Origin of the sequence: Methanobrevibacter oralis, assembly GCF_001639275.1 — an archaeon.
In the GTDB taxonomy this organism is placed as follows: domain Archaea; phylum Methanobacteriota; class Methanobacteria; order Methanobacteriales; family Methanobacteriaceae; genus Methanocatella; species Methanocatella oralis.
Window position 1 is genome coordinate 1 of sequence record NZ_LWMU01000062.1, and the last position, 19,986, is coordinate 19,986.

Sequence of the window (19,986 nt, forward strand, 5' to 3'; positions counted from 1 at the left end):
AAGCAATATGAATACATCAATTTCCTAAAAGAAGAATTAATAAACTTATCCACCAATTCTAGCAAAATACTTAAAGAAAAAATTCTTCCCAGAATTACAAAAAATACATTACAATTCCTTAAAAAAAAGACACAAAGGAAAACTAGACTGTACTAACAATCAAATAGAAAATTACATTGGAAATACAATGCCCAAAGCACACAAAAAGAAATTTAGAACATTAAAAGGAATATTCAACCAGATAATGCACCAAAAAGATGGCTGGATCGAAAAACGAAAACAAGAGCTAACAAATTGACAGTCCCATAATGTCCTGTTTTTGCCATCCATTGCAGCTAATTGACAATCTATAGGATGCATAAGTAATATTAATTTATTTAATTCTTTTAATTTTGTGTCTGACATTCTTAGAAAGAATTTTTGGATTGTTGTGTAATGTGGTAGCTTATTAAGCTTTAAATAATTGGTTATCTTGTTAGAAACTTCTAAAATTTCAATTATTTCTCTATATGTTGTTTTTAAATAAGTTTTTATTGCTAAAATTGTGAATGAATTGTGGTTGATTGTAAATATGGTTGCTGTAATCGCATGAATATTTTGGAAATATCCAATTGACATAGTTAAATGTTAATTCAATAAAAGAAAGTAATTTATTTTGATTTTTACTGGTTTTTAATTGTTTTTTGTCTTGAATTTTTTCATCAATCTTTAATCCAAAATCCAAAAGATTTAAATGTCTTGAATTCAAATAATAATATGAAGAATAGTTTATTTTACTGTACATATTAATAATTATTCTCTATTCTACTATTATAAGTTATCTTAGTTTTTTTCGAAATATAACAAGCACTATTTCAAATGTAAAAAAAATTAAAACAAATATATTCTTTAAAATTAAAATTTAAGCATTAATTGAAAATTTTTTTGTGAAGAACAAGTTCAAGTGTAAAATAAAAAAGAGTAATAAACTCTTTAAACCAAAAATAACGAAAAAATTGGAATATTTAATTAAAATAAACCAATAATATTGATATTTCCCTAATTTTTAATATGGTTTCTACAAGGTTTAAATTTAAAGGTTTTTCCAAATACAAAGAGTATATTATTCCTGCCTGTGATGGTAGTATATTATGATTTACCTAATTTTACATTAACCCTGAAGAATTTCTATTAGTGGTCGAATCATTAGAATATTTTTTTAAGGTTTTTGTAAATAATTTAACATGTTCAAAAATCTAAACATCCTTAAGACTAAAAAAATAATCTAAAAAAAGTAGTATTATTTAGTAGAGTTTATTAAAAAAAATTGTAAAAATCTATCTAAAAGTACGAGGAGTAGTAGATCTTGGAATATTCTCATGAAATTCAACAGCTACATCAAAAATTTCAATTGAAATGTCACCAATTCGTTTAAACGCTTTAATAACTCTAAATAAATATATAAAATAGTTTGAACGTTCTTTTTCATCGAAAGAAGTTTCAGCCATTTGTGTTGCAATTAAATTTATAGCTTGAGATTGAATAACATGAATTGATTCATTAAAATCTTCAATGTCATCTTTTAAATTAGTTTTGCCCTCTAAAAATACAGACATAGATAACCTAATTAATTTTTGAGATTTTTTATACATCTTTTTTAAATATTTTAAGATTGCATCATCAACTTCATAAATATCGTTGATTACAAATTTTGCAATATGACCACAATAATCACCAATACGCTCCAAATCATATGCAACTTCATTATAAAGTATAGATTTTGATAAAACATTATGCTGATTAATACTTACAATTGTTTCAACTGAAGTTCTTACTTTTTCAACCATATTGTTTGTAGTATAATCCATTTCAAGAGCAGAATTAGCTAAATCTTTATCATATTCCAAAATTGCATTAAAAGAAGCTTCAAGTTGAGAATGAACATGATTTTCCATAGTAACAAGCATATCTTGAACTAAAACATTCGCAGAATTGTCTTTCGGAACATTATCATTAGAACTTGAAAACTTTTCATAGTTCTTTAAATCGACCATATAAGCTCGTTTAATAGTTCCGTCTTTAATAAGTGGTTGTATTAACTTAGTAACATATCTACGTGTTATTCCTAATCTTTCAGCAATTTCATCCTGAGTAGCTGGATTTTCATATAAAATTAAATCCAATATATCTTTTAATGTGCTGTCTTTTTTACTCATATTATCTTTTATTTTTTATAATCATCCAATAAGTCATTAGATTCAAATTGAATATTATCTGAAGATTCGTTAATACCTACTTGTGAATCTTCGTTTCTTACTCTTCTTTGATAAACTTTGGGCTCATTATAACGACTAAATTTTGGTCTTGATTGATGTGAATTATAACGTGATTGCCTATATTGAGGACGTTTTGAATTAGCTTTTAAAGTATCTTTATAAATTCTAAACTCTTTTTCAGATTCATTAGCAGAAACCAATATTTTATAAATTACAAACAATATTAATATTAAAGCTATAACTGCTATTGGAAAATCAAAATAGACAAATATTATCCCATAGAGATTTGTAAATGAATTTCCAAAATCAACAAACCCCCTAGCTAAAAATATTAATCCAACAAATGCAACAATAGCTCCATGAGACTTATTAACTATATCCGGTTTTAATATAAATGGATACACACTAATGACTAATAATGACAACCCTAAAAGCCTATACAAATTATTATCTGCAAAATCTTGGATAGAAAGATAAACACTTAAAAATGTGTGAGGTAAAAATCCCCATTGTGCTAGTAATGCAAAGATGAATAATAATTGAATAAATGCAATTACAACCAATGGAAAAATATAAGCTATTTCCCATTCAAAATTAGAACTAAAAGTAGCTTTTTCAACAGGTCGTTCTAATGCTTCAGAAAGAATATTATAAAGGACTGATGATAAAACAGACCCAATAATTGTACCTGCAACACCTAAAAGCGCAGTTGTAACAGCAACAAATGCCGAAATACAACCCACCAAAATAATTTTTTTATGATTCAATATTTTCACCTTAAAAAAAATTTTATTAAAATAAATAAATTGATATACATAAATTTAATTTTAATAAATTTATACTTTAAGGATTATTTAAACCAATGTTAATGCATTAGGAACTTTTTTCAAAATATTATTTTTAACTTGAATCATTGTCGTAGATATAATGGAAGAATCTGCTTGACTAGAACATGACTTATCACTATTAGATGCAATAATAGTTGCATTTAACTCTTCTTGTAAATTATCTACAGTAGCATTTAATACCCATGGATCAACATCAGAAATATAAATTTCATCAACATGTTTGTCAAGTTCATTGGCTATTACCCATGATATAAATCTTCCACCATGCAAGGAAACTGAATTTCCATTAACTGATTCAATAATGTCATTTAATGTGTGTTTTAATTGAAGATTTTTATACATCTTAGAATGAGTTAAAGTAGCCCAATGAGCATCACCCACGTGATAAGATCCTATTTTTCTTGGATATATATAATCAGGACCAGCTATTTTAACAGCGGTAGCTATAGCTAGTAAATCATGTTTTTGAACAGGTAATCCTCTATTAGGGAATTCTTCATTAATAATTTCTATAACTCTTGGAAGACCAAATCTACCTCTCTTAGCAGTACCAGGTTCATAACCACACATATACCCATGATGATTCTTAGGAAACCCAGTGATAATCATGTTTAAACCAGATCTAAGTCCTACTCTGCATTCGTGTTCATAAGCACCGTTAGTAGCAACAACTTTACCAGGAGCTAAAATTCTTGATGCTGCAATTGCTTTTGCATAGGCTTCTGTTGCATTTTCAGCCCTATTAAATGGACCTCCCTCAACTACAAATACATCAGCACCAAGTTCCAATGATTTTTCAAAGCCAGTAATAAGTTCATCATAACCATCACCAACAAACATTATAGCTTCTAGCCCTTTTTTATATTTTTTAGCTAACTCTGCAATATTTTTAGCTTCTTCATAAGGAGCTGCATGACCATCACCAGTTTGTTCTGAAGTTACATTAACTGCAACAGAAGAAGATAATTTAATCCAATCTTCTTTATCTGGAGTCCCTAACATTTCTTTATCAATTAAACGCTCATGAATTCTTTCACGTGGGCATTCAGTAAATGCTGGTCCTTTATTATAACATTCACCTCCACATCCAGAAATATTTTTAGGAAACCTCATTGGCCCATTTATACCAAAATGATCCAAATCTAGTGGAACATCAACAGCATCATATACCATTTTCATTATTTCAATTCCTCGCATTCCAAAATGTTCTGCAATATCAGAAAATGCATATGCACAAATATGAATTGGAGCACCTATCATATCAGACAATCTACAGTTTCCAATTAAATCTTTTAACTCCAAATCGGACGCACAGGTTCCAGCAACAACTTCTGTTAAATCACAGCCTAATGGAAATTTCTTAAATTTCATCCCCAACGCCATAGTTTCTTCTAAAGATAATTCTGAAATTGCATCAACAACTTCAACCACATCTTTATCCATTTTTGATAATTCAAATGCAACAGTATCATCAGTAATAGCTTCTTTTATTAATTCAAACATGCTACCCCTCAAAATATTATAATATATATTATATTATAAGTAAACTTATTTATTAAATAAATTTCGTCTTAATTTTATAAAAATAAAAAGTATTACTAAAATCCTTTAAAAATTAAAAAAATAATACTACCATCCTACATACCCCAAATAAACGATTAAAAAAAAGGAAAATTTAATATAAAAATTTATATACTTTTAATACTTAATTAATAATTGTTACTACATGATAGTTTAGCAATTGAATATATTTAATAAAAACCATCAAAAGTTTTAGTTATATATATTTTAGAGTGTAGTAAATACTTTAAAAAATTAAAATACGTATTTAAAGGAGACAAAAAAATGAAAGTAGCAATTTTAGGTGCAGGATGTTATAGAACACATGCTGCAAGCGGTATTACAAATTTCGGGAGAGCTTGTGAAGTTGCAAAAGAAACTGGTAAGTCCAACATCGCAATGACTCACTCAACTATTGAAATGGGTGCAGAATTATTAAATCTTGCTGGAGTAGATGAAATAGTAGTATCTGACCCAGTATTTGATGAAGACTTCACCATATTAGAAGTTGATGGATGTGACTACGATACTGTAATCGATGCACATTTAAATGGAAATGCAGAAGATGTAATGGTACCTATCAGAGAAGCTGTAAATAAAAAAGCTGAAGAACTTGCGAAACCACCTAAAGGAGCTATTCACTTTACTCACCCAGAAGATTTAGGAATGAAAGTAACTACTGACGATTCAGAAGCAGTAGCTGATGCTGACTGGGTAATGACTTGGTTACCAGAAGGAGGTATGCAACCTGATATCATCAAAAACTTTGCTAGCGATATCAAAGATGGTGCTATCGTAACTCACGCATGTACTATTCCTACTACCGAATTCAACAAAATCTTCGAAGACCTTGGAGTTAATGTAAATGTAGCTTCATACCACCCAGGTGCTGTACCAGAAATGAAAGGTCAAGCATACATTGGTGAAGGATATGCTGATGAAGCAGCTATCAAAACATTATTAGAATTAGGTGAAAAAGCTAGAGGTTCTGCATTTACCTTACCTGCAAACTTATTAGGACCTGTATGTGACATGTGTTCTGCAGTGACTGCTATTACCTACGCAGGTATTTTAGCATACAGAGACACTGTAACTCAAATATTAGGTGCTCCTGCAGGATTTGCTCAAATGATGGCTAACGAAGCTTTAACCCAAGTAACTGGATTAATGCAAGATGTTGGAATCGATAAAATGGACTCTGAATTAGATCCTAAAGCATTATTAGGAACTGCTGACTCCATGAACTTCGGATCTTTAGCTGAAATTGTACCTACTGTATTAGAATACTTAGGTAAAGAATAATTTTAAAAGCAAATAAGTTCAATGTTGGTTTTATAATCAACATTTTTTTAACTTATTTTTTAATAATTAAGAGAGTAGCTATTAAAAAATAAGTTAACTATTTTTACTTAATAATCAATATCTAAATTTGGTGTTAAATTGATTGATGAAATTTTAGATAAATCAAAAAAAAGAGAAGAATTAACAGATGATGAATTATTAGAACTATTAAATATCCAAAATGATGAAGATAGAGAAAAATTATTCAAAACTGCTGTTGAAATTAGAAATTCCATCTCTAAAGAAATCAAATTAACATCCACAATTCATATTACTAATAAATGCCAAATTCAACCAAGGTGTAACTTTTGTGGATTTGCTGAAAAAACTTCATCAAAAGGATATTATAGTGCATTTTATAAATCTGATGAAGAAATATTTAAAGCTGCAAAATCGATCCAAGAAGCACATATTCCTCGTGTAAGTTGCTCTGGAGGATATGGTTATAAAGGTAGACAAGCAATAAAAGCCGCTGAAATTGTTAAAGGAAATACAGATTTAGAACTCTTAATTAATGTAGGTGGGGATTTAACAGGGAAATCTATTAATAGATTAGCTGAATTAAATACTGATACTGTTTGTTGTAACCTAGAAACAATTAACGAAGATGTATTTAACAATGCCAAACCTGGAGAAAAATTATTTGATAGGATACTTGTATGTCAAATGATTAGTAATGCTGGAATTGAATTATCATCTGGTCTGCTTTTAGGACTCGGTGAAAGCATGGAAGATAGATTAAAACATTTACATTATTTAAATAATTTCAAAACACTTGGTGAAATTCCAATAATGGGTTTTAATCCTTATGATGAAACACCAATGGCAAATCATCCTCCATTTCCATTAAAAGAACAATTAAAAATAATTGCAGTTACACGTATTATGTATCCAGAAATAAGAATTACAGTGCCAACTCCAACAATTGGACCTAAAAATGTAGAATATTCATTAAATGCTGGAGCTAATAATCTAGCTACTGTTATTGCAGATAATTATCCATTTGAAGTAAAAGGTGTTGGATCACCATCTTATGGAAATTATAATGATGTTGTAGGTGTAATTAAAAAATTAGGATTAAAACCACAAACAATTTAATTTTCATTTTTTAAAATAAAATATAGTGTTTAGAATGGCATTTGAAAAAATGATAAAAAAAGCATTTGATGAATCTTTAAATGATTGTAGGTTTGGAGACACACTTGATGAAATTAAAGAAATCCAAAACTATATTCAAAATGCTGAAAAAATTTACATACCAAATAAAAATGGAATAAAAGTAGAAGTTTTAAACAACATTTTAAAAGAGTACGGACTTCCACCAGCAGATATTTTAAATCTTAATACTAATACTGCAGATACTAGTAGAATACCTGCATTAGCTAAAGCATACATTGCACTCGACCAATGTGATGGAGATTTAATAATTGCAAGGGGCAGATTAGGAATTCCCGGTTCGGGATCGCTATTAATTTTTATTGATAATAAAGGAAGAATATTAACTGCTGGAACATCACCATCTCATCTTATCCATAATAAATCCATTGAAACTGCCGTTGAAAATGAGGCTCGCGAAGCTCTAGAAAAGATTGGTTTTAAAAAAGTAGGTTAAAATATGGATATTGATACTGGCATTACATCTGAAGTTTTAACGATAAAATCAAAAACAAAACTAATTGACATATTCAACGAAATAATAAACAAAAAGTCCAATGCTTGTTTAAATTATATTGATAGTTTAAATATTGATAAAAATTCAAAAATTATAGTTATTGGAGCTTATTTTACTGGAGTGGGTATTGTTAAAAAATTAAGTGATAAATATACAAACATTTTATTAATAGATATTTATCCACATCTAAAAAATTTACTTAACACTCCAATCGGTGGGAAAATTAAAAATCCTATTAAATTTTCATCAAATCTTGATTTAATTTATGAAGGCGATATTATAATTGATACAACAGGTTTTGGTGGAATTACCCCTGAACAATCATTGAAAATTAATGTTGATGCATTCTTAATAGAAGATCCAATAGCTGAAGATAATGATAAAAAATTAAAAAATAAAAACAATATTCATGAAAGATTAAATAATGTTAAATCTCCTAATAAAGCTATTTTAAAAACAAAAGGAATTAATACTAAAACATCAGGAACAATGACCCTAACTATTGGTGTTTTAACAAATGTATTAAATGAAAGTTTTAAGCAAGAAGGTGTATTATATAGTGCATGTGAAATGGGATTTTATGAAGAAATAATCTTTAAGGAAAAAAATATTGATAAATTTTTAAAATTATCAAATAAACAAGCAGTTAAAATATCCAGTATTGAAACAATTGAATGTGATGAGCTTATAAAAAAGCAATTAGATAATATAAAATCAGAAACGATTTAAATGAAACTTAAAGATACTATTCAATTTTTAGATGAAAAAATACCTAAAAATTTAGCTATAAAGAGTGATAAAATAGGTTTTCAAGGAAATTATGATTTAAACCAAGATATAAATTCTATTAAAATATTTATGGATTTATATCCGAAATATGATAATTATCCCAAAAAAACATTAATCATTACACACCACCCCCCATTATTTAAACCAAAAACTCCAACTTACACTATTCATTCTAATTGGGATATTATTGACGGAGGATCTAATGAAGCATTAGCTAATAATTTAAATTTAGAAGTTACAGATATTTTTGATAAAGCAACAGGTATTGGTAGAATTTGCAAATGTAACTACAAATTTAAATTATTAAAAGAAAATATTTTAAGTAAATACACAAATCCTCGAATTGTAAATAAGCTAGATGATAATAAAATAATAAAAAATGTTGGAATTATTTCAGGATTTGGACTTAAAAATCCCAAATATGTCAATCTAGCGAATAAAAATAATTTAGACATCTTAATTTCTGGTGATTTGACTCAAGAAACAGCAATACTTGCTAAAAATTTAAACATCACTCTAATTGATTTAGGACATCATGAAAGTGAAGTTAATGGATTATACGGATTGAAAAAAATAGTAGATGAACTTAAAATTGAATGTGAAATAATTAATATACTTCCAATTGAAAAATTATAATTATTGGTGAAATTATGGCAATTGATGAAATTCAAAAAATCGAAGATACACAAATCCCTAAAGGAAGAATTGATTTAGTTGGTATTGGAAGATTAGGTTTAAGAATTGGTATTAATTTAATACAAGTACATAGAGGTGGACCTAAAGTAATTGGAGCATTTGATGGTCAAAAAATTTCAGCTTCAGATATTATATTTAATATGTACGGTGCTAAAATTGGAGAATACAAAACAGATTTCTTAAAACGATTATGTCGCCATGATGAAGACTTTAGAAAAATAAAAAGTTACAATGAATACGCAAATAACGACAATATTGATTTAATCAACGGAGATGTTGTTATTATTGTAATTGCTGGAGGAAACACAATTCCAACTGCAGCTAAAATAATTAAAAATGCACAAAAAAGAGGAGCTAAAACTATTAGTACAGCAGGAATATTTGGTTTTGGAGAGGAAAATATTGAAATTAAAGATATTTCTGAATTTAAAGATAATCCTGCAGTTGATGAACTTAAAAAGGAAGGAATTGTTGAAAATCATTTAATTATAACAACGAATAAATTAATTAGAGATATGGAACCTGTAACTCCTTATGTATTAGATGAAGTTGCAAATAAAATAACAAAACATGCTCTACAACTGTTACATGATAAATATGATTAAAATAGCTACTGCTGAGTGTTTTACTCATGGAAAAATTGGAAGAGAACTCCATGCTTTAGCTCAGAATTATAATGGAAAAATTGGAAGAAAATATATTAAAAATTCACAATGCACAGATTTTGATTATTCACAACTTAGCGTAACATGTAGCTTATTTATTCCTACAATAGAAGCTGTAAAGAAGATTTTAAATGTTAAAAACCCTCCAGAACCTAATACTTTAATTAAAGGAATTAAAGTTTATGATGAAAAAGGAGATCTCAAAGTTAGTAAAATCATGGCAGAAGCTGTAAAAAAACTAACCGATTGTGACATAGCTATTGGAACTACAGCAGGAGTAGGTCGTGGAGGAATAACTATAATCTCTGATGAATATGAAATAATAACCACCACCAATGTATATGCTGATTTATGTGAAAATAATAGTAATAGTTTATACTCTAGGCAAGAAGCTGGAATTAAAAAAACTTTAGAAATAATATTACTATTTTTAGATAATGATTTTGAAAAAATAAAATCACTAGAAAACACTAAAGTAATTAAAAAATAGAAGCCTTAGGGGGGATTCGAACCCCCGACTTCCACCTTACCAAGGTGGCGCTCTACCAGCTGAGCCACTAAGGCATGATCGAAAAATTCTAATAAAATATACAAAATAGTGCAAGGGAAGGGATTCGAACCCTCGAAGGCCTATACCAGAGGATCTTAAGTCCTCCCCCTTTGGCCGCTCGGGCACCCTTGCATACACTATCAATATTGAACTACATAATATATAAAGATTGTGGTTTAATTTGAATTAAAACACTTTAATAAAACTATAAAACAACATATTACATTGAAAAACTATATAAATATTAAGAAAATTATAAATAACTATATAATCAAATTATATTTTTAAAAATTTAATTAATAATGGTGTATGTGTTGCAAATCGATATGGAAGAGTGTGGGATCTGTGAAGACTGCATTGATGTGTGTATAGAAGAAGCTATTAAAAAAAAGGGGTATAAAATTGTTATAGACAATGCCCAATGTGATTCATGTGGTGAATGTGTTGATGTATGTCCTGTTGGTGCAATCTATGAAGATTAAATAAACAGTAGGTTAAATCATGAAAAAATTTACAATTATTGATTATATAATAATAATTATAGTAATTGGGGCTATTTTATTTGCGTTCATACATATTACAAGCGATGATACTTCAAATATCCAAAAAACAGCTTATGATATATCAACAATGAATAAAATTTCAGAAAATTACTTAAAATATTATGAAAATGGAAATATAATAAAAACAACAATTACTGGCCATAATGCAAGTACTGGTGAAGAAGTAAATTTGAATGGTACTATAAAATGGATTGGTGATAATGGAGGATCTGATGTAAGTATTATAGTAGAAGCTAATAACCACAGTTATTTAGCAGGATTATATAAAAATATTCCAAATGCAGATATTTATATAAACACCATAACACTTGAAAGTAATGGAGAGGTTTATAAAAATTTAACTGAGTTTACTATAAAACCAAAAGAAATAAGCTCTCTTAAAGATTTAACATCAGGAATTAGCAACAATACCGATTATGAAATAACTACTAACATCGTATCTGAATCTATTGACAATATCGAGATTCAAAAAATAATTAATAAGCAGAATAATCATGGTAAAAGATTAGGCATTAAATATTCTAAGAATTTAAATAATCAATTAATTCTTGAAAAAGCAAATAATCAGAATATTATTGATGGAGACTCTGTTTTAGGAAATTTTAATGGAACTACTGATGACATTAAGATTAGAATTTATAATTGTAGTGATTACCAATTAAATAGTATTAAAAATAATTACGATGTTATAAACATAAGGAATTTTTAAGTTGTGTTAGAAATGAGTGAAATCTATTATGCTTTAACATCTACTGTAAATAAAATTAGTGATAGAATTCACGAATCATTTTTATTTAGCACAATAATTTTCATATTGACTTTTTTCGAAGATAAGTGGGTAAATAGTTATTTTAAAAAATTTTACCCAAGTAAAAACTTTTTAAGTTTTTTAAATAAAAGTCAAATTTTAAAGTTCCATATTTTTAATCCATTAATTGTACTTTTTGTATTTGCATTATTCCTTTTATTATCCTTAAATTCTATTTCAGACAGTCTAGCTATTACATTAGCTATTGGGTTTATTTCATTTCTTATTGGATCTGCAATACTTCCAAAATTTTTTTTAAATAATAATAAAAATTATTTATCGTTTAATCCAAAAGATATGTACTCGATTGCTTTTTGTTTAATATTGGTCAGTGTCATATTTTTCTTTATAAGTATTGTAAGTGTTGGTGGGATTCCTATTTTAAAACCATCGATAAGGTATCTTTTAAAACCAGCATTAACAATGCCGGTATTTTTAATAATACCTGGAACTTGCATATTAGCTAGTGTTTATTTAAACAAATTTCAAAGGAAAATAATTAATTTTTCACAAGTTAGATTTAGATTCTTATTATTGTTAATAATTAACTGTGCAATTTTATTAATTTTAGGATATAGGACACCACTACTTGCAGCATTTCTTGTAATAATTATAATAGGTTACTATGGAAATATCATTTCAACATGGGAAGTTGTAATTGGTGCACTAATTGGTATATGTGCAATAATAGGAATTGGTTATTTTAGATCACTTGGTGAATTAACAATCACCTCAGCAACCAGTCCATTATACACCTTACAAAGCAGAGCAGATTTTACACTACATGTATTAAACTTACTTGACATTATTGGAGGAAACTTTGGCTCAACACATGGTCAAATATTAGCAGGATCCATACCTGGAAGTGAACTTGGACCTAGAATGCTTGTTGGAAAATTAATAGCATGGAGAAGTGAAGTTACTGTTACACCAACTTTAATTGGACAAATGGTAGCTGACTTTGGAAAAATCGGAGTAGCTATTGAAATGTGTATTTTAGGATTTATTCTTGGAATTGGATTTAAAATAATAAAAATCACGAATGATTATTTTTATATAGGAATTTATAGCCTAATTTTAACTTACAGCATATTAGGAGTTGAAACTGGAATATTAGATATTCAAGTTTTAGGATACTTTGCAATTAGTATTTTTATTTATACCACCTGCATAATTAAAAACAAATCTTAAGCTCATTTATAAAAAGTATTACTAATTTTAAAAATAATAAAAAAAAGTATTACTTTAATAATCTTTATATATCAATAAAAAAGAAATATATACACTATCAAGGGATATATAGGAATTATTAAACATTAAACTTAATAAATCTCCCATTTAACTTGATATTTTTTGATATGACTAAAAAAATTGTATAAAAAATAATACTTATATATTTGAAAAAGTAGAAAAAGTATTACTTTTATTTTATGGAGGAAAAATAAAATGCACATACCTGATGGATTTATCCCAATTGCACAGTGTTTAATATACTACATAATATTAATCGTAGCATTATACTTTTCTGTCAAATGGGCTAAAAACAATCTTGATGAAAAACGTATTCCTCTTTTAGCAGTACTTGCTGCTGGTATTTTTGCAATCATGTCCATGAACATGCCAATTCCATTTGGTACTAGTGGACACATGGTTGGTGGAGCATTAGTTGCAATTGTGTTCCTTGCACCAGAAGCTGCTGTACTCGTTTTCACTGTAGTATTACTTATTCAAGCATTAATATTTGGTGATGGAGGAATTACTGCTTTAGGAGCAAATGTATTAAATATGGCAATCGTTGGAGGATTTGTTGGATTATTCACCTTCAAAGGCTTAGAAAAAAGTTTAGGAAAATATCCTGCTGCTGGAATTGCTGCATGGTTAGCTACTGTTATTGCTGCACTAGCATGTGCTATTGAAATGGGTATTGCTGGAACATTCCCAATGAATGTTGGTATTCCATCCATGGTATTATACCACTTCTTTATTGGAATAATTGAAGCTGTTTTAACAGTAATTGTTATTGCAGCATTAGACAAATTCAGACCAGATTTACTATCTTGGAAAGGAGATGCATAAAATGGATCAAAAAGACAAATATTTAATTGCTGTTGCTATTGTAATTTGTATTGTTATCAGCTGTCTTTCACCATATATAGCATCTGGTGATCCAGACGGGCTTGAAAAATCTGCAGAAGACTCTGGAGTCGCTGAAGATTTTTCAATTGAAGAAATAAACGGCATACCTGATGCCTTATTCCCTGATTATGCCTTTGCTGATGCGCCTGATGATCAAACTTTACAAATTGTTGCACTGATTATCGGTACTATCGTGACTTTAGGATTAGGATATATTGTCGGTATTGCTGTAAAAAAATAGAAATTAAATTTTTTTAATTTCTATCTTTCATTTTTTAAAAAAAATAGGGAACATAATGCCTAATATAATACAAATAATACGTTTTGATGATTTAGCTTCAATGGACAGCCCTATACATAATTTAGAAGGACGAATCAAATTAATTTCAACTGTTTTTATAATAATTGTATGTGTCATATCCAAGGAACTTATAGTACCAATAATATTTGAAATATTCTTGCTTATTATATTAAAAATAGCTAAATTGTCCTACATAGATTCATTTAAACGATTATTACTTTTACTACCTTTTGGTGGATTTATTATAATATTTCAACCATTTATCCAACCTGGAAATATAATATTCAGTTACAATTGGATACATATTAGTGATGTTGGTTTAAATTGGGGAATATTACTACTTACACGTATGATTACAACATTAACTGCTATTATTATTTATTCATCAACAACTTCCCTTCAAGAAATGGCTAGCTCTTTTAGAAAATTAAAAATGCCAAGAGATTTAGCTATGATTCTCTCAATTATGGTTAGATTTTTATTTTTATTCGTTGATGAACTTGCAGCTATTAGAAAATCACAAAAATCAAGAAACTTTAATATACATGCTAAAAATATAGACTACAAATGGAGAGTTAAACAAGTAGGATATACAATAGGAATGATGTTTTTAAAAGCATATGAACAAGGAGAAAGAGTTCATAAAAGTATGATAAGTCGTGGTTTTTCAGATACTTCAGAAATGTTTAATGAAAAGAAAAAAGCAGAAAAAACTGATTATTTTTATTTGATTGTAATCATGATTCTAACTATTATTATTGAGATTATTCTATTTAAATATTCAGGGAAATTAGGTTACTTTGGAGAAAATATTGCAATTAATTAGAGGTTTAAAATGACAGATATTCACTTAGCAACAAAAAATTTATCGTTCATATATCCTGATGGAACTAAAGCACTTAAAAATGTAAATATTGAAATTAAAAGAGGAGAAAAAATAGCTATTATCGGACCTAACGGTGCAGGAAAATCAACACTATTTTCTCACTTCAATGGTTTAAGTGAACCTACATCTGGACATGTTGAAATTGATGGTGAAAAAGTTGAATATAAAAAAGAAAAGCTTCTTCAAGTAAGACAAAAAGTAGGAATTGTATTTCAAGATCCAAATGACCAGTTATTTGCTCCAACTGTTAAGGAAGATATAGCTTTTGGACCTATGAATTTAGGTTTAGATTATGACGAAGTAGAAAAACGAATAGACGAATCATTAAAAATGGTAGGTATGGAAGGCTTTGAAAATAAAACACCTCATCATTTAAGTGGAGGTCAGCAAAAAAGAATAGCTATTGCAGGTATTGTTGCTATGAGACCAGAAATAATGATACTTGATGAACCTACAGCAGGCCTTGATCCTGAAGGAGTTAATAAAGTATTAAACATTCTTAATAAACTTAATAAAGAAGGAATGAGTATTGTAATATCCTCACATGACATAGAAATGGTAAATGAATTTGCAGAAAAGATATTTGTTTTATATAATGGAGAAATAATAGCTCAAGGAAATAAAAATGAAATATTTACCAATAAAGAATTATTAAAAAAAGCTCAGTTAAAAACGCCTGTAACAACAGAAATACTCTATAAATTAAAAGAAAACGGACTAAACGTTAATGTTGAAAAATTAACAATTAATGAGGTTTGTGAAGAAATAATAAAAGTGAAAAAAATTAATTAGTACTTTTTTTCCTATTTCTAAATCTTTCTTTAAGTTTGACAATAAATTCAAACTCATCATCTAGTTCTGGTGAGTTACCGAATCCACAATTTGGACAATGTATTTGATTGCAGTTATCATGCTTTCCACAACTAGAACATCCTCTATCTCCTAATTCCTTTTCATCAAATTCAAAACCACACATTCTGCATTTCATAAAATCACCATATAAAAAAAATAAAATAAACAATGAAGTTATTCAACTTCAATGTTTTTAGCCTCTTCTTTACGGATACAAAGATTGTATCCTTTAATTTTAAGTTCAATTGGGTCTCCTAAAGGAGCTACTTTTTGAATTTTAAGTTCTGCTCCTTTAACAAAACCCATACCTAATAAATGTCTCCTTAATGAGACGTCACCGTCTTCACTATAAGAAACAATTTTTGCTGTTTCACCAGAGGATAACATATCTAATGTTTTAGTCATTTTATCACCTAATTTTAATCTACTTGAATTATTAGAAGATTCCTAAATTACTGGTAATCGGATCAGCAGCTCCAATAATCGGACTCATTACACCATTATACCAGTCAATAAGTGGCATTAATGATGGTTCTAATACTCCACCTAAGTTAAATATAAGGAATGCAACAATATATGCAGTTACTAAAGTAATACCAGACATTATTAATGGCCATTTCCAACCATTGGTTTCTTCTTTAATTGCACCGATTGCAGCGAAACAAGGAACATATAACAGAGTAAATGCCATAAATGCAAATGCAGAAATTGGAGTAAATAAATCATGCATGGCATTATTAATTCCTTCACCTTCTTCCTCTACGCCGAACAGAGTACCAAATGTACTTACAACCACCTCTTTAGCAACTAACCCCATAACAATTGCAACAGCTGGTTGCCATTCTCCAAAACCAAGAGGAGCAAATATTGGCGCAATTACAGTACCAATCATACCAAGTGCACTCTCTTGAGATCCATATTCAACACCAAATGGAACACTACTTAAAATCCAAATAATAATAGATGCAGCAAGAATAATTGTACCTGCTTTTCTTAAAAATCCTTTTGTTTTCTCCCAAGTATGTAATAAAACACCTTTTACAGATGGTATTTTGTATGTTGGAAGTTCCATTACAAATGGAGAAGACATTCCTTTAAATAAGGTTCTTTTAAGTATAGCTGCCACTACTAAAGCAACGAGAATACCTAACATGTAAATTGCAAATAATACTTGACCTTCATAAGCTGTGAAAAATGCAGCTACAAATAAAGAGTAAATTGGTAACCTTGCAGTACAAGACATAAATGGAATAAGCATCATGGAAAGTAAACGGTCAGATTCGTTTTCCATAGTTCTTGTAGCCATAACTGCTGGTACACCACAACCAAATCCTAGAATCATAGGAATAAAAGCTTTACCATGAAGTCCAACAACTTTATGCATAATTTTATCTAATGCAAAAGCAGCTCTTGCTAAGTAACCACTATCTTCTAAGATACTTAAGAACAAGAACATGATGATAATCTGTGGCAAGAATACAAGTACACCACCTACACCACCAATTATACCATTAGATAAAAGTGAAGATAATGCATTATCACCTAATACTTCAACTACATATTCACCTAACCAACCAAAGAATCCATCAACTGCATCACAGAACGGAGCTGAGATTGTGAATGTAAGTTGGAACAATATGAACATGATAATTAAGAAAATAGGAATAGCTAATATCCTATTAGTTACTATTTTATCTATTTTATCAGTAGTTGTTTCTTTATAAACATCAGGTTTTTTAACAGCTTCTGCTACAAGACCATCAATAAATGCATATCTTGCATTTGCAACAACTTCTTCTGCACCTTCACCATAAATATCATGAAGATGTTTACTTACTTTATCTACTTCAACCATTATTTTGGAACTTTGACTAGATCCTTGAACTTTTTCTATTATGATTGAATCTTTTTCTAATAATTTAATTGCAGTCCATATTGAAGGAACATCTAAAAGATCATTATCTTTTTCAATTAATGCTTGAAGTTCAGCTAAATGAGTTTTTAATTCATCACCATAAGATAATTTTGCACCACTATCTACTTTTTTATCAGCAACATTTTGAACAGTGCGTAATAATTTATCAAAACCTTCTTTTGTTTTAGCATTCACTTCAACGACAGGGAATCCTAACAATTCCTCCATCAATTTAATATCAATAATATAGTCTTTTTTCTTTGCAAAATCGTTCATATTAAGAGCTATTACTAAATTTGCACCTAACTCCATCATTTGAACTGTTAAATATAAGTTACGTTCTAAATTAGCAGCATCAACTATATTAATAATCACATCAGAATCATCATCTACAATAAAATCTCTAGAAACGATTTCTTCAATAGAATGAGCACTTAATGCATAATTACCTGGTAAATCCACAACATCAAATGAAGCATCTTCAAATTTGAAACTACCTTCTGCCCTTTCAACAGTTTTTCCAGGCCAGTTTCCAACATGTTGACGCATACCAGTTAATTGATTGAATACAGTAGTTTTACCCACATTTGGGTTTCCTGCTAATCCTACGACATATTCTTTCATTAACCATTCTCCCATTTTGTTAAATAATGAATTATATTCTTAAAATAAGAACATAATACATTTACTAAAAAAATTATTTTAGTTTAAGTAATACACATAATCTAGAAAATTAGGTAAACCTAAACATAATGTTATATTATATTTTATTCTATTTAAATATTTAGGCATACATTAATAAGGGACTGTCAATTTGTTAGCTCTTGTTTTCGTTTTTCGATCCAGCCATCTTTTTGGTGCATTATCTGGTTGAATATCCCTTTTAATGTTCTAAATTTCTTTTTGTATGCTTTGGGCATTGTATTTCCAATGTAATTTTCTATTTGATTGTTAGTACAGTCTAGTTTTCCTTTGTGTCTTTTTTTTAAGGAATTGTAATGTATTTTTTGTAATTCTGGGAAGAATTTTTTCTTTAAGTATTTTGCTAGAATTGGTGGATAAGTTTATTAATTTTTCTTTTAGGAAATTGATGTATTCATATTGCTTTTTCGTAGGTTTCTTTTTTGAATAATATTGTAAAAATATGCTTAAATATTCGTTGATTTCTATTTTGTAGTTGTTTATCATGTTTTTGGATTGTTTTTTGATTTGTGTTTCTGAGAGCTTAGGGTTTTGTTTTTTTAGATTGCTTTCATATTCTTTGCGTATTTGCTTTAGTTCTTCCCTAAGTTCTTCATTGATATTTAATAATAAATGAAATGTACAGTGTTAGTGATCAAATCCAATTTCTCTCATTATTTTATCATATCCTGGTTTTAAATCCGTTACAATTGCAATGGACTCTGTTGCTTTGATGCTGTTTTTTATAAAATTTTTTGTTGTTGCAGAATCATTCTTTTTTCACTATATTAACTCTGCAACAGGCATTCGATTAATTAAATCAATATAATATATGCCTATAATACCATTTTCGCTCAATTCTAATCCACTGTACATCATAAGCAGCATAGCCTGAAAATTTCATATCAGTGTTAACATAATAACAATCCATCGAAAGTTAAAAGAGATTTTCTATATCGTTTCATATGACATATCAATGCTATTAAAAACATTAAATATCCAAGAAAGATTTCTTAATGAATCCCAACCATCTTTTTCGCAACTCAATTGCCTTGTTTTTCATTTTAGTTGAAAAATTACAAAAATCTTCATAAATTCCATTAAGCCTTACTTGACTATAATATTTCTACATTTCTTACAAAGATATCGCTTGACTTTAATAATAAACACTAACTCCATTTTCTAAATAAATTTTACGCCGATTATAAGATTTTTTAATAACATCATGAGAAAAACAATGCTTACAATGAGGATCATGATACTCAATAACCCCATCTTTGTTAATAACGCAATCTTCATCAAGAATACCATCAATATACAAAAAAAATTGAACAGTATTCTCACCAAAACTACATTGCACTCTTTCATCATCATTTTTTCTAACAAGATCAACATTCGAAATAGTTAAATATATATTGGTTGCCATCCAAAATAAGATATGGAAGGCATTTGTTTTTGGTATTCATGT

At 28.4% G+C, this 19,986-nt stretch carries 20 protein-coding genes, 2 tRNA genes and 1 pseudogene; 14 read left to right on the plus strand and 9 right to left on the minus strand.

Annotated elements, in window-relative coordinates; genetic code table 11:
* Positions 1 to 1,316 precede the first annotated feature (1,316 nt).
* From MBORA_RS05085 to hmdC, 3 genes are all read right to left on the minus strand, one after another.
* Entirely contained in the window at positions 1,317 to 2,195 is an 879-nt protein-coding gene (locus MBORA_RS05085; RefSeq protein WP_042693794.1) for a PhoU domain-containing protein, read from the minus strand.
* An 8-nt stretch (positions 2,196 to 2,203) separates the two neighbouring features.
* Entirely contained in the window at positions 2,204 to 3,022 is an 819-nt protein-coding gene (locus MBORA_RS05090; protein ID WP_063720328.1) for a hypothetical protein, read from the minus strand.
* An 87-nt stretch (positions 3,023 to 3,109) separates the two neighbouring features.
* Positions 3,110 to 4,606 carry a 5,10-methenyltetrahydromethanopterin hydrogenase cofactor biosynthesis protein HmdC gene (hmdC, locus tag MBORA_RS05095; RefSeq protein WP_063720329.1) on the minus strand — a complete coding sequence of 499 codons (1,497 nt, stop codon included), beginning with the start codon at positions 4,604 to 4,606 and terminating at the stop codon, positions 3,110 to 3,112.
* 342 nt (positions 4,607 to 4,948) lie between these two features.
* Between hmdC and hmd the strand changes: the two genes are divergently transcribed.
* The 7 genes from hmd (at position 4,949) to MBORA_RS05130 (ending at position 10,316) form a co-directional block, all read left to right on the plus strand.
* Positions 4,949 to 5,965, plus strand: coding sequence for a 5,10-methenyltetrahydromethanopterin hydrogenase (hmd, locus tag MBORA_RS05100; protein ID WP_042693362.1), 1,017 nt, complete (start codon positions 4,949 to 4,951; stop codon positions 5,963 to 5,965).
* Between the two features lie 138 nt (positions 5,966 to 6,103).
* Positions 6,104 to 7,102 (plus strand): 5,10-methenyltetrahydromethanopterin hydrogenase cofactor biosynthesis protein HmdB, encoded by a 999-nt coding sequence (hmdB, locus tag MBORA_RS05105; RefSeq protein ID WP_063720330.1) that lies wholly within the window; start codon positions 6,104 to 6,106, stop codon positions 7,100 to 7,102.
* A 34-nt stretch (positions 7,103 to 7,136) separates the two neighbouring features.
* Positions 7,137 to 7,616: a DUF3236 domain-containing protein gene (locus tag MBORA_RS05110; protein WP_042693364.1), complete on the plus strand. Its 480-nt coding sequence runs from the start codon at positions 7,137 to 7,139 to the stop codon at positions 7,614 to 7,616.
* A gap of 3 nt (positions 7,617 to 7,619) precedes the next feature.
* Positions 7,620 to 8,405, plus strand: coding sequence for an SAM-dependent methyltransferase HcgC family protein (locus MBORA_RS05115; protein ID WP_063720331.1), 786 nt, complete (start codon positions 7,620 to 7,622; stop codon positions 8,403 to 8,405).
* Positions 8,406 to 9,101 (plus strand): Nif3-like dinuclear metal center hexameric protein, encoded by a 696-nt coding sequence (locus MBORA_RS05120; RefSeq protein ID WP_042693367.1) that lies wholly within the window; start codon positions 8,406 to 8,408, stop codon positions 9,099 to 9,101.
* A 14-nt stretch (positions 9,102 to 9,115) separates the two neighbouring features.
* The gene (locus MBORA_RS05125; RefSeq protein WP_042693369.1) at positions 9,116 to 9,766 is read left to right on the plus strand and encodes a thiamine biosynthesis protein ThiF; all 651 of its coding nucleotides are present in this window, start codon (positions 9,116 to 9,118) and stop codon (positions 9,764 to 9,766) included.
* The gene (locus tag MBORA_RS05130) at positions 9,759 to 10,316 is read left to right on the plus strand and encodes a UPF0254 family protein (RefSeq protein WP_042693370.1); all 558 of its coding nucleotides are present in this window, start codon (positions 9,759 to 9,761) and stop codon (positions 10,314 to 10,316) included. Before MBORA_RS05125 ends, MBORA_RS05130 begins: the two co-directional genes overlap by 8 nt.
* 1 nt (position 10,317) lies before the next feature.
* Here MBORA_RS05130 and MBORA_RS05135 read toward each other — a convergent pair.
* Together MBORA_RS05135 and MBORA_RS05140 are read right to left on the minus strand one after the other, a co-directional pair.
* Positions 10,318 to 10,390 (minus strand) — tRNA-Thr (locus MBORA_RS05135).
* A gap of 35 nt (positions 10,391 to 10,425) precedes the next feature.
* A tRNA-Leu gene (locus MBORA_RS05140) sits at positions 10,426 to 10,508 on the minus strand.
* Between the two features lie 182 nt (positions 10,509 to 10,690).
* Between MBORA_RS05140 and MBORA_RS05145 the strand changes: the two genes are divergently transcribed.
* From MBORA_RS05145 to MBORA_RS05175, 7 genes are all read left to right on the plus strand, one after another.
* Positions 10,691 to 10,858, plus strand: coding sequence for a 4Fe-4S dicluster domain-containing protein (locus tag MBORA_RS05145; protein WP_063720332.1), 168 nt, complete (start codon positions 10,691 to 10,693; stop codon positions 10,856 to 10,858).
* Positions 10,859 to 10,877: 19 nt separating this feature from the next.
* Positions 10,878 to 11,648: a hypothetical protein gene (locus tag MBORA_RS05150; RefSeq protein WP_042693371.1), complete on the plus strand. Its 771-nt coding sequence runs from the start codon at positions 10,878 to 10,880 to the stop codon at positions 11,646 to 11,648.
* 12 nt (positions 11,649 to 11,660) lie between these two features.
* Positions 11,661 to 12,938 (plus strand): oligosaccharide repeat unit polymerase family protein, encoded by a 1,278-nt coding sequence (locus MBORA_RS05155; protein WP_063720333.1) that lies wholly within the window; start codon positions 11,661 to 11,663, stop codon positions 12,936 to 12,938.
* A 255-nt stretch (positions 12,939 to 13,193) separates the two neighbouring features.
* Positions 13,194 to 13,823 (plus strand): cobalt transporter CbiM, encoded by a 630-nt coding sequence (gene cbiM / locus MBORA_RS05160; protein WP_042693373.1) that lies wholly within the window; start codon positions 13,194 to 13,196, stop codon positions 13,821 to 13,823.
* A gap of 1 nt (position 13,824) precedes the next feature.
* Positions 13,825 to 14,124 (plus strand): PDGLE domain-containing protein, encoded by a 300-nt coding sequence (locus MBORA_RS05165; RefSeq protein ID WP_042693375.1) that lies wholly within the window; start codon positions 13,825 to 13,827, stop codon positions 14,122 to 14,124.
* 55 nt (positions 14,125 to 14,179) lie between these two features.
* Positions 14,180 to 15,010: a cobalt ECF transporter T component CbiQ gene (gene cbiQ, locus MBORA_RS05170; protein WP_063720334.1), complete on the plus strand. Its 831-nt coding sequence runs from the start codon at positions 14,180 to 14,182 to the stop codon at positions 15,008 to 15,010.
* 9 nt (positions 15,011 to 15,019) lie between these two features.
* Positions 15,020 to 15,862 carry an energy-coupling factor ABC transporter ATP-binding protein gene (locus MBORA_RS05175; protein ID WP_042693376.1) on the plus strand — a complete coding sequence of 281 codons (843 nt, stop codon included), beginning with the start codon at positions 15,020 to 15,022 and terminating at the stop codon, positions 15,860 to 15,862.
* On the opposite strand, the gene MBORA_RS05180 is transcribed toward MBORA_RS05175, so the two are convergent.
* From MBORA_RS05180 to MBORA_RS05195, 4 genes and pseudogenes are all read right to left on the minus strand, one after another.
* Positions 15,855 to 16,058: a hypothetical protein gene (locus MBORA_RS05180; RefSeq protein WP_042693377.1), complete on the minus strand. Its 204-nt coding sequence runs from the start codon at positions 16,056 to 16,058 to the stop codon at positions 15,855 to 15,857. The genes MBORA_RS05175 and MBORA_RS05180 overlap by 8 nt on opposite strands.
* Positions 16,059 to 16,096: 38 nt before the next feature.
* The gene (locus MBORA_RS05185; protein ID WP_042693378.1) at positions 16,097 to 16,327 is read right to left on the minus strand and encodes a FeoA family protein; all 231 of its coding nucleotides are present in this window, start codon (positions 16,325 to 16,327) and stop codon (positions 16,097 to 16,099) included.
* 130 nt (positions 16,328 to 16,457) lie between these two features.
* Positions 16,458 to 18,461: pseudogene (gene feoB / locus MBORA_RS05190) on the minus strand (ferrous iron transport protein B); the annotation flags it as partial.
* Positions 18,462 to 19,674: 1,213 nt separating this feature from the next.
* The gene (locus MBORA_RS05195) at positions 19,675 to 19,944 is read right to left on the minus strand and encodes a hypothetical protein (RefSeq protein ID WP_063720335.1); all 270 of its coding nucleotides are present in this window, start codon (positions 19,942 to 19,944) and stop codon (positions 19,675 to 19,677) included.
* Positions 19,945 to 19,986 lie beyond the last annotated feature (42 nt).

Excerpts from the sequence above, each read along its gene's own strand:
- MBORA_RS05085 (WP_042693794.1), bottom strand. The coding sequence starts at position 2,195 with ATGAGTAAAAAAGACAGCACATTAAAAGATATATTGGATTTAATTTTA.
- hmdC (WP_063720329.1), bottom strand. The coding sequence starts at position 4,606 with ATGTTTGAATTAATAAAAGAAGCTATTACTGATGATACTGTTGCATTT.
- hmd (WP_042693362.1), top strand. The coding sequence starts at position 4,949 with ATGAAAGTAGCAATTTTAGGTGCAGGATGTTATAGAACACATGCTGCA.
- MBORA_RS05110 (WP_042693364.1), top strand. The coding sequence starts at position 7,137 with ATGGCATTTGAAAAAATGATAAAAAAAGCATTTGATGAATCTTTAAAT.
- MBORA_RS05115 (WP_063720331.1), top strand. The coding sequence starts at position 7,620 with ATGGATATTGATACTGGCATTACATCTGAAGTTTTAACGATAAAATCA.
- MBORA_RS05120 (WP_042693367.1), top strand. The coding sequence starts at position 8,406 with ATGAAACTTAAAGATACTATTCAATTTTTAGATGAAAAAATACCTAAA.
- MBORA_RS05125 (WP_042693369.1), top strand. The coding sequence starts at position 9,116 with ATGGCAATTGATGAAATTCAAAAAATCGAAGATACACAAATCCCTAAA.
- MBORA_RS05130 (WP_042693370.1), top strand. The coding sequence starts at position 9,759 with ATGATTAAAATAGCTACTGCTGAGTGTTTTACTCATGGAAAAATTGGA.
- MBORA_RS05150 (WP_042693371.1), top strand. The coding sequence starts at position 10,878 with ATGAAAAAATTTACAATTATTGATTATATAATAATAATTATAGTAATT.
- MBORA_RS05155 (WP_063720333.1), top strand. The coding sequence starts at position 11,661 with ATGAGTGAAATCTATTATGCTTTAACATCTACTGTAAATAAAATTAGT.
- cbiM (WP_042693373.1), top strand. The coding sequence starts at position 13,194 with ATGCACATACCTGATGGATTTATCCCAATTGCACAGTGTTTAATATAC.
- MBORA_RS05165 (WP_042693375.1), top strand. The coding sequence starts at position 13,825 with ATGGATCAAAAAGACAAATATTTAATTGCTGTTGCTATTGTAATTTGT.
- cbiQ (WP_063720334.1), top strand. The coding sequence starts at position 14,180 with ATGCCTAATATAATACAAATAATACGTTTTGATGATTTAGCTTCAATG.
- MBORA_RS05175 (WP_042693376.1), top strand. The coding sequence starts at position 15,020 with ATGACAGATATTCACTTAGCAACAAAAAATTTATCGTTCATATATCCT.
- MBORA_RS05180 (WP_042693377.1), bottom strand. The coding sequence starts at position 16,058 with ATGAAATGCAGAATGTGTGGTTTTGAATTTGATGAAAAGGAATTAGGA.
- MBORA_RS05185 (WP_042693378.1), bottom strand. The coding sequence starts at position 16,327 with ATGACTAAAACATTAGATATGTTATCCTCTGGTGAAACAGCAAAAATT.
- MBORA_RS05195 (WP_063720335.1), bottom strand. The coding sequence starts at position 19,944 with ATGGCAACCAATATATATTTAACTATTTCGAATGTTGATCTTGTTAGA.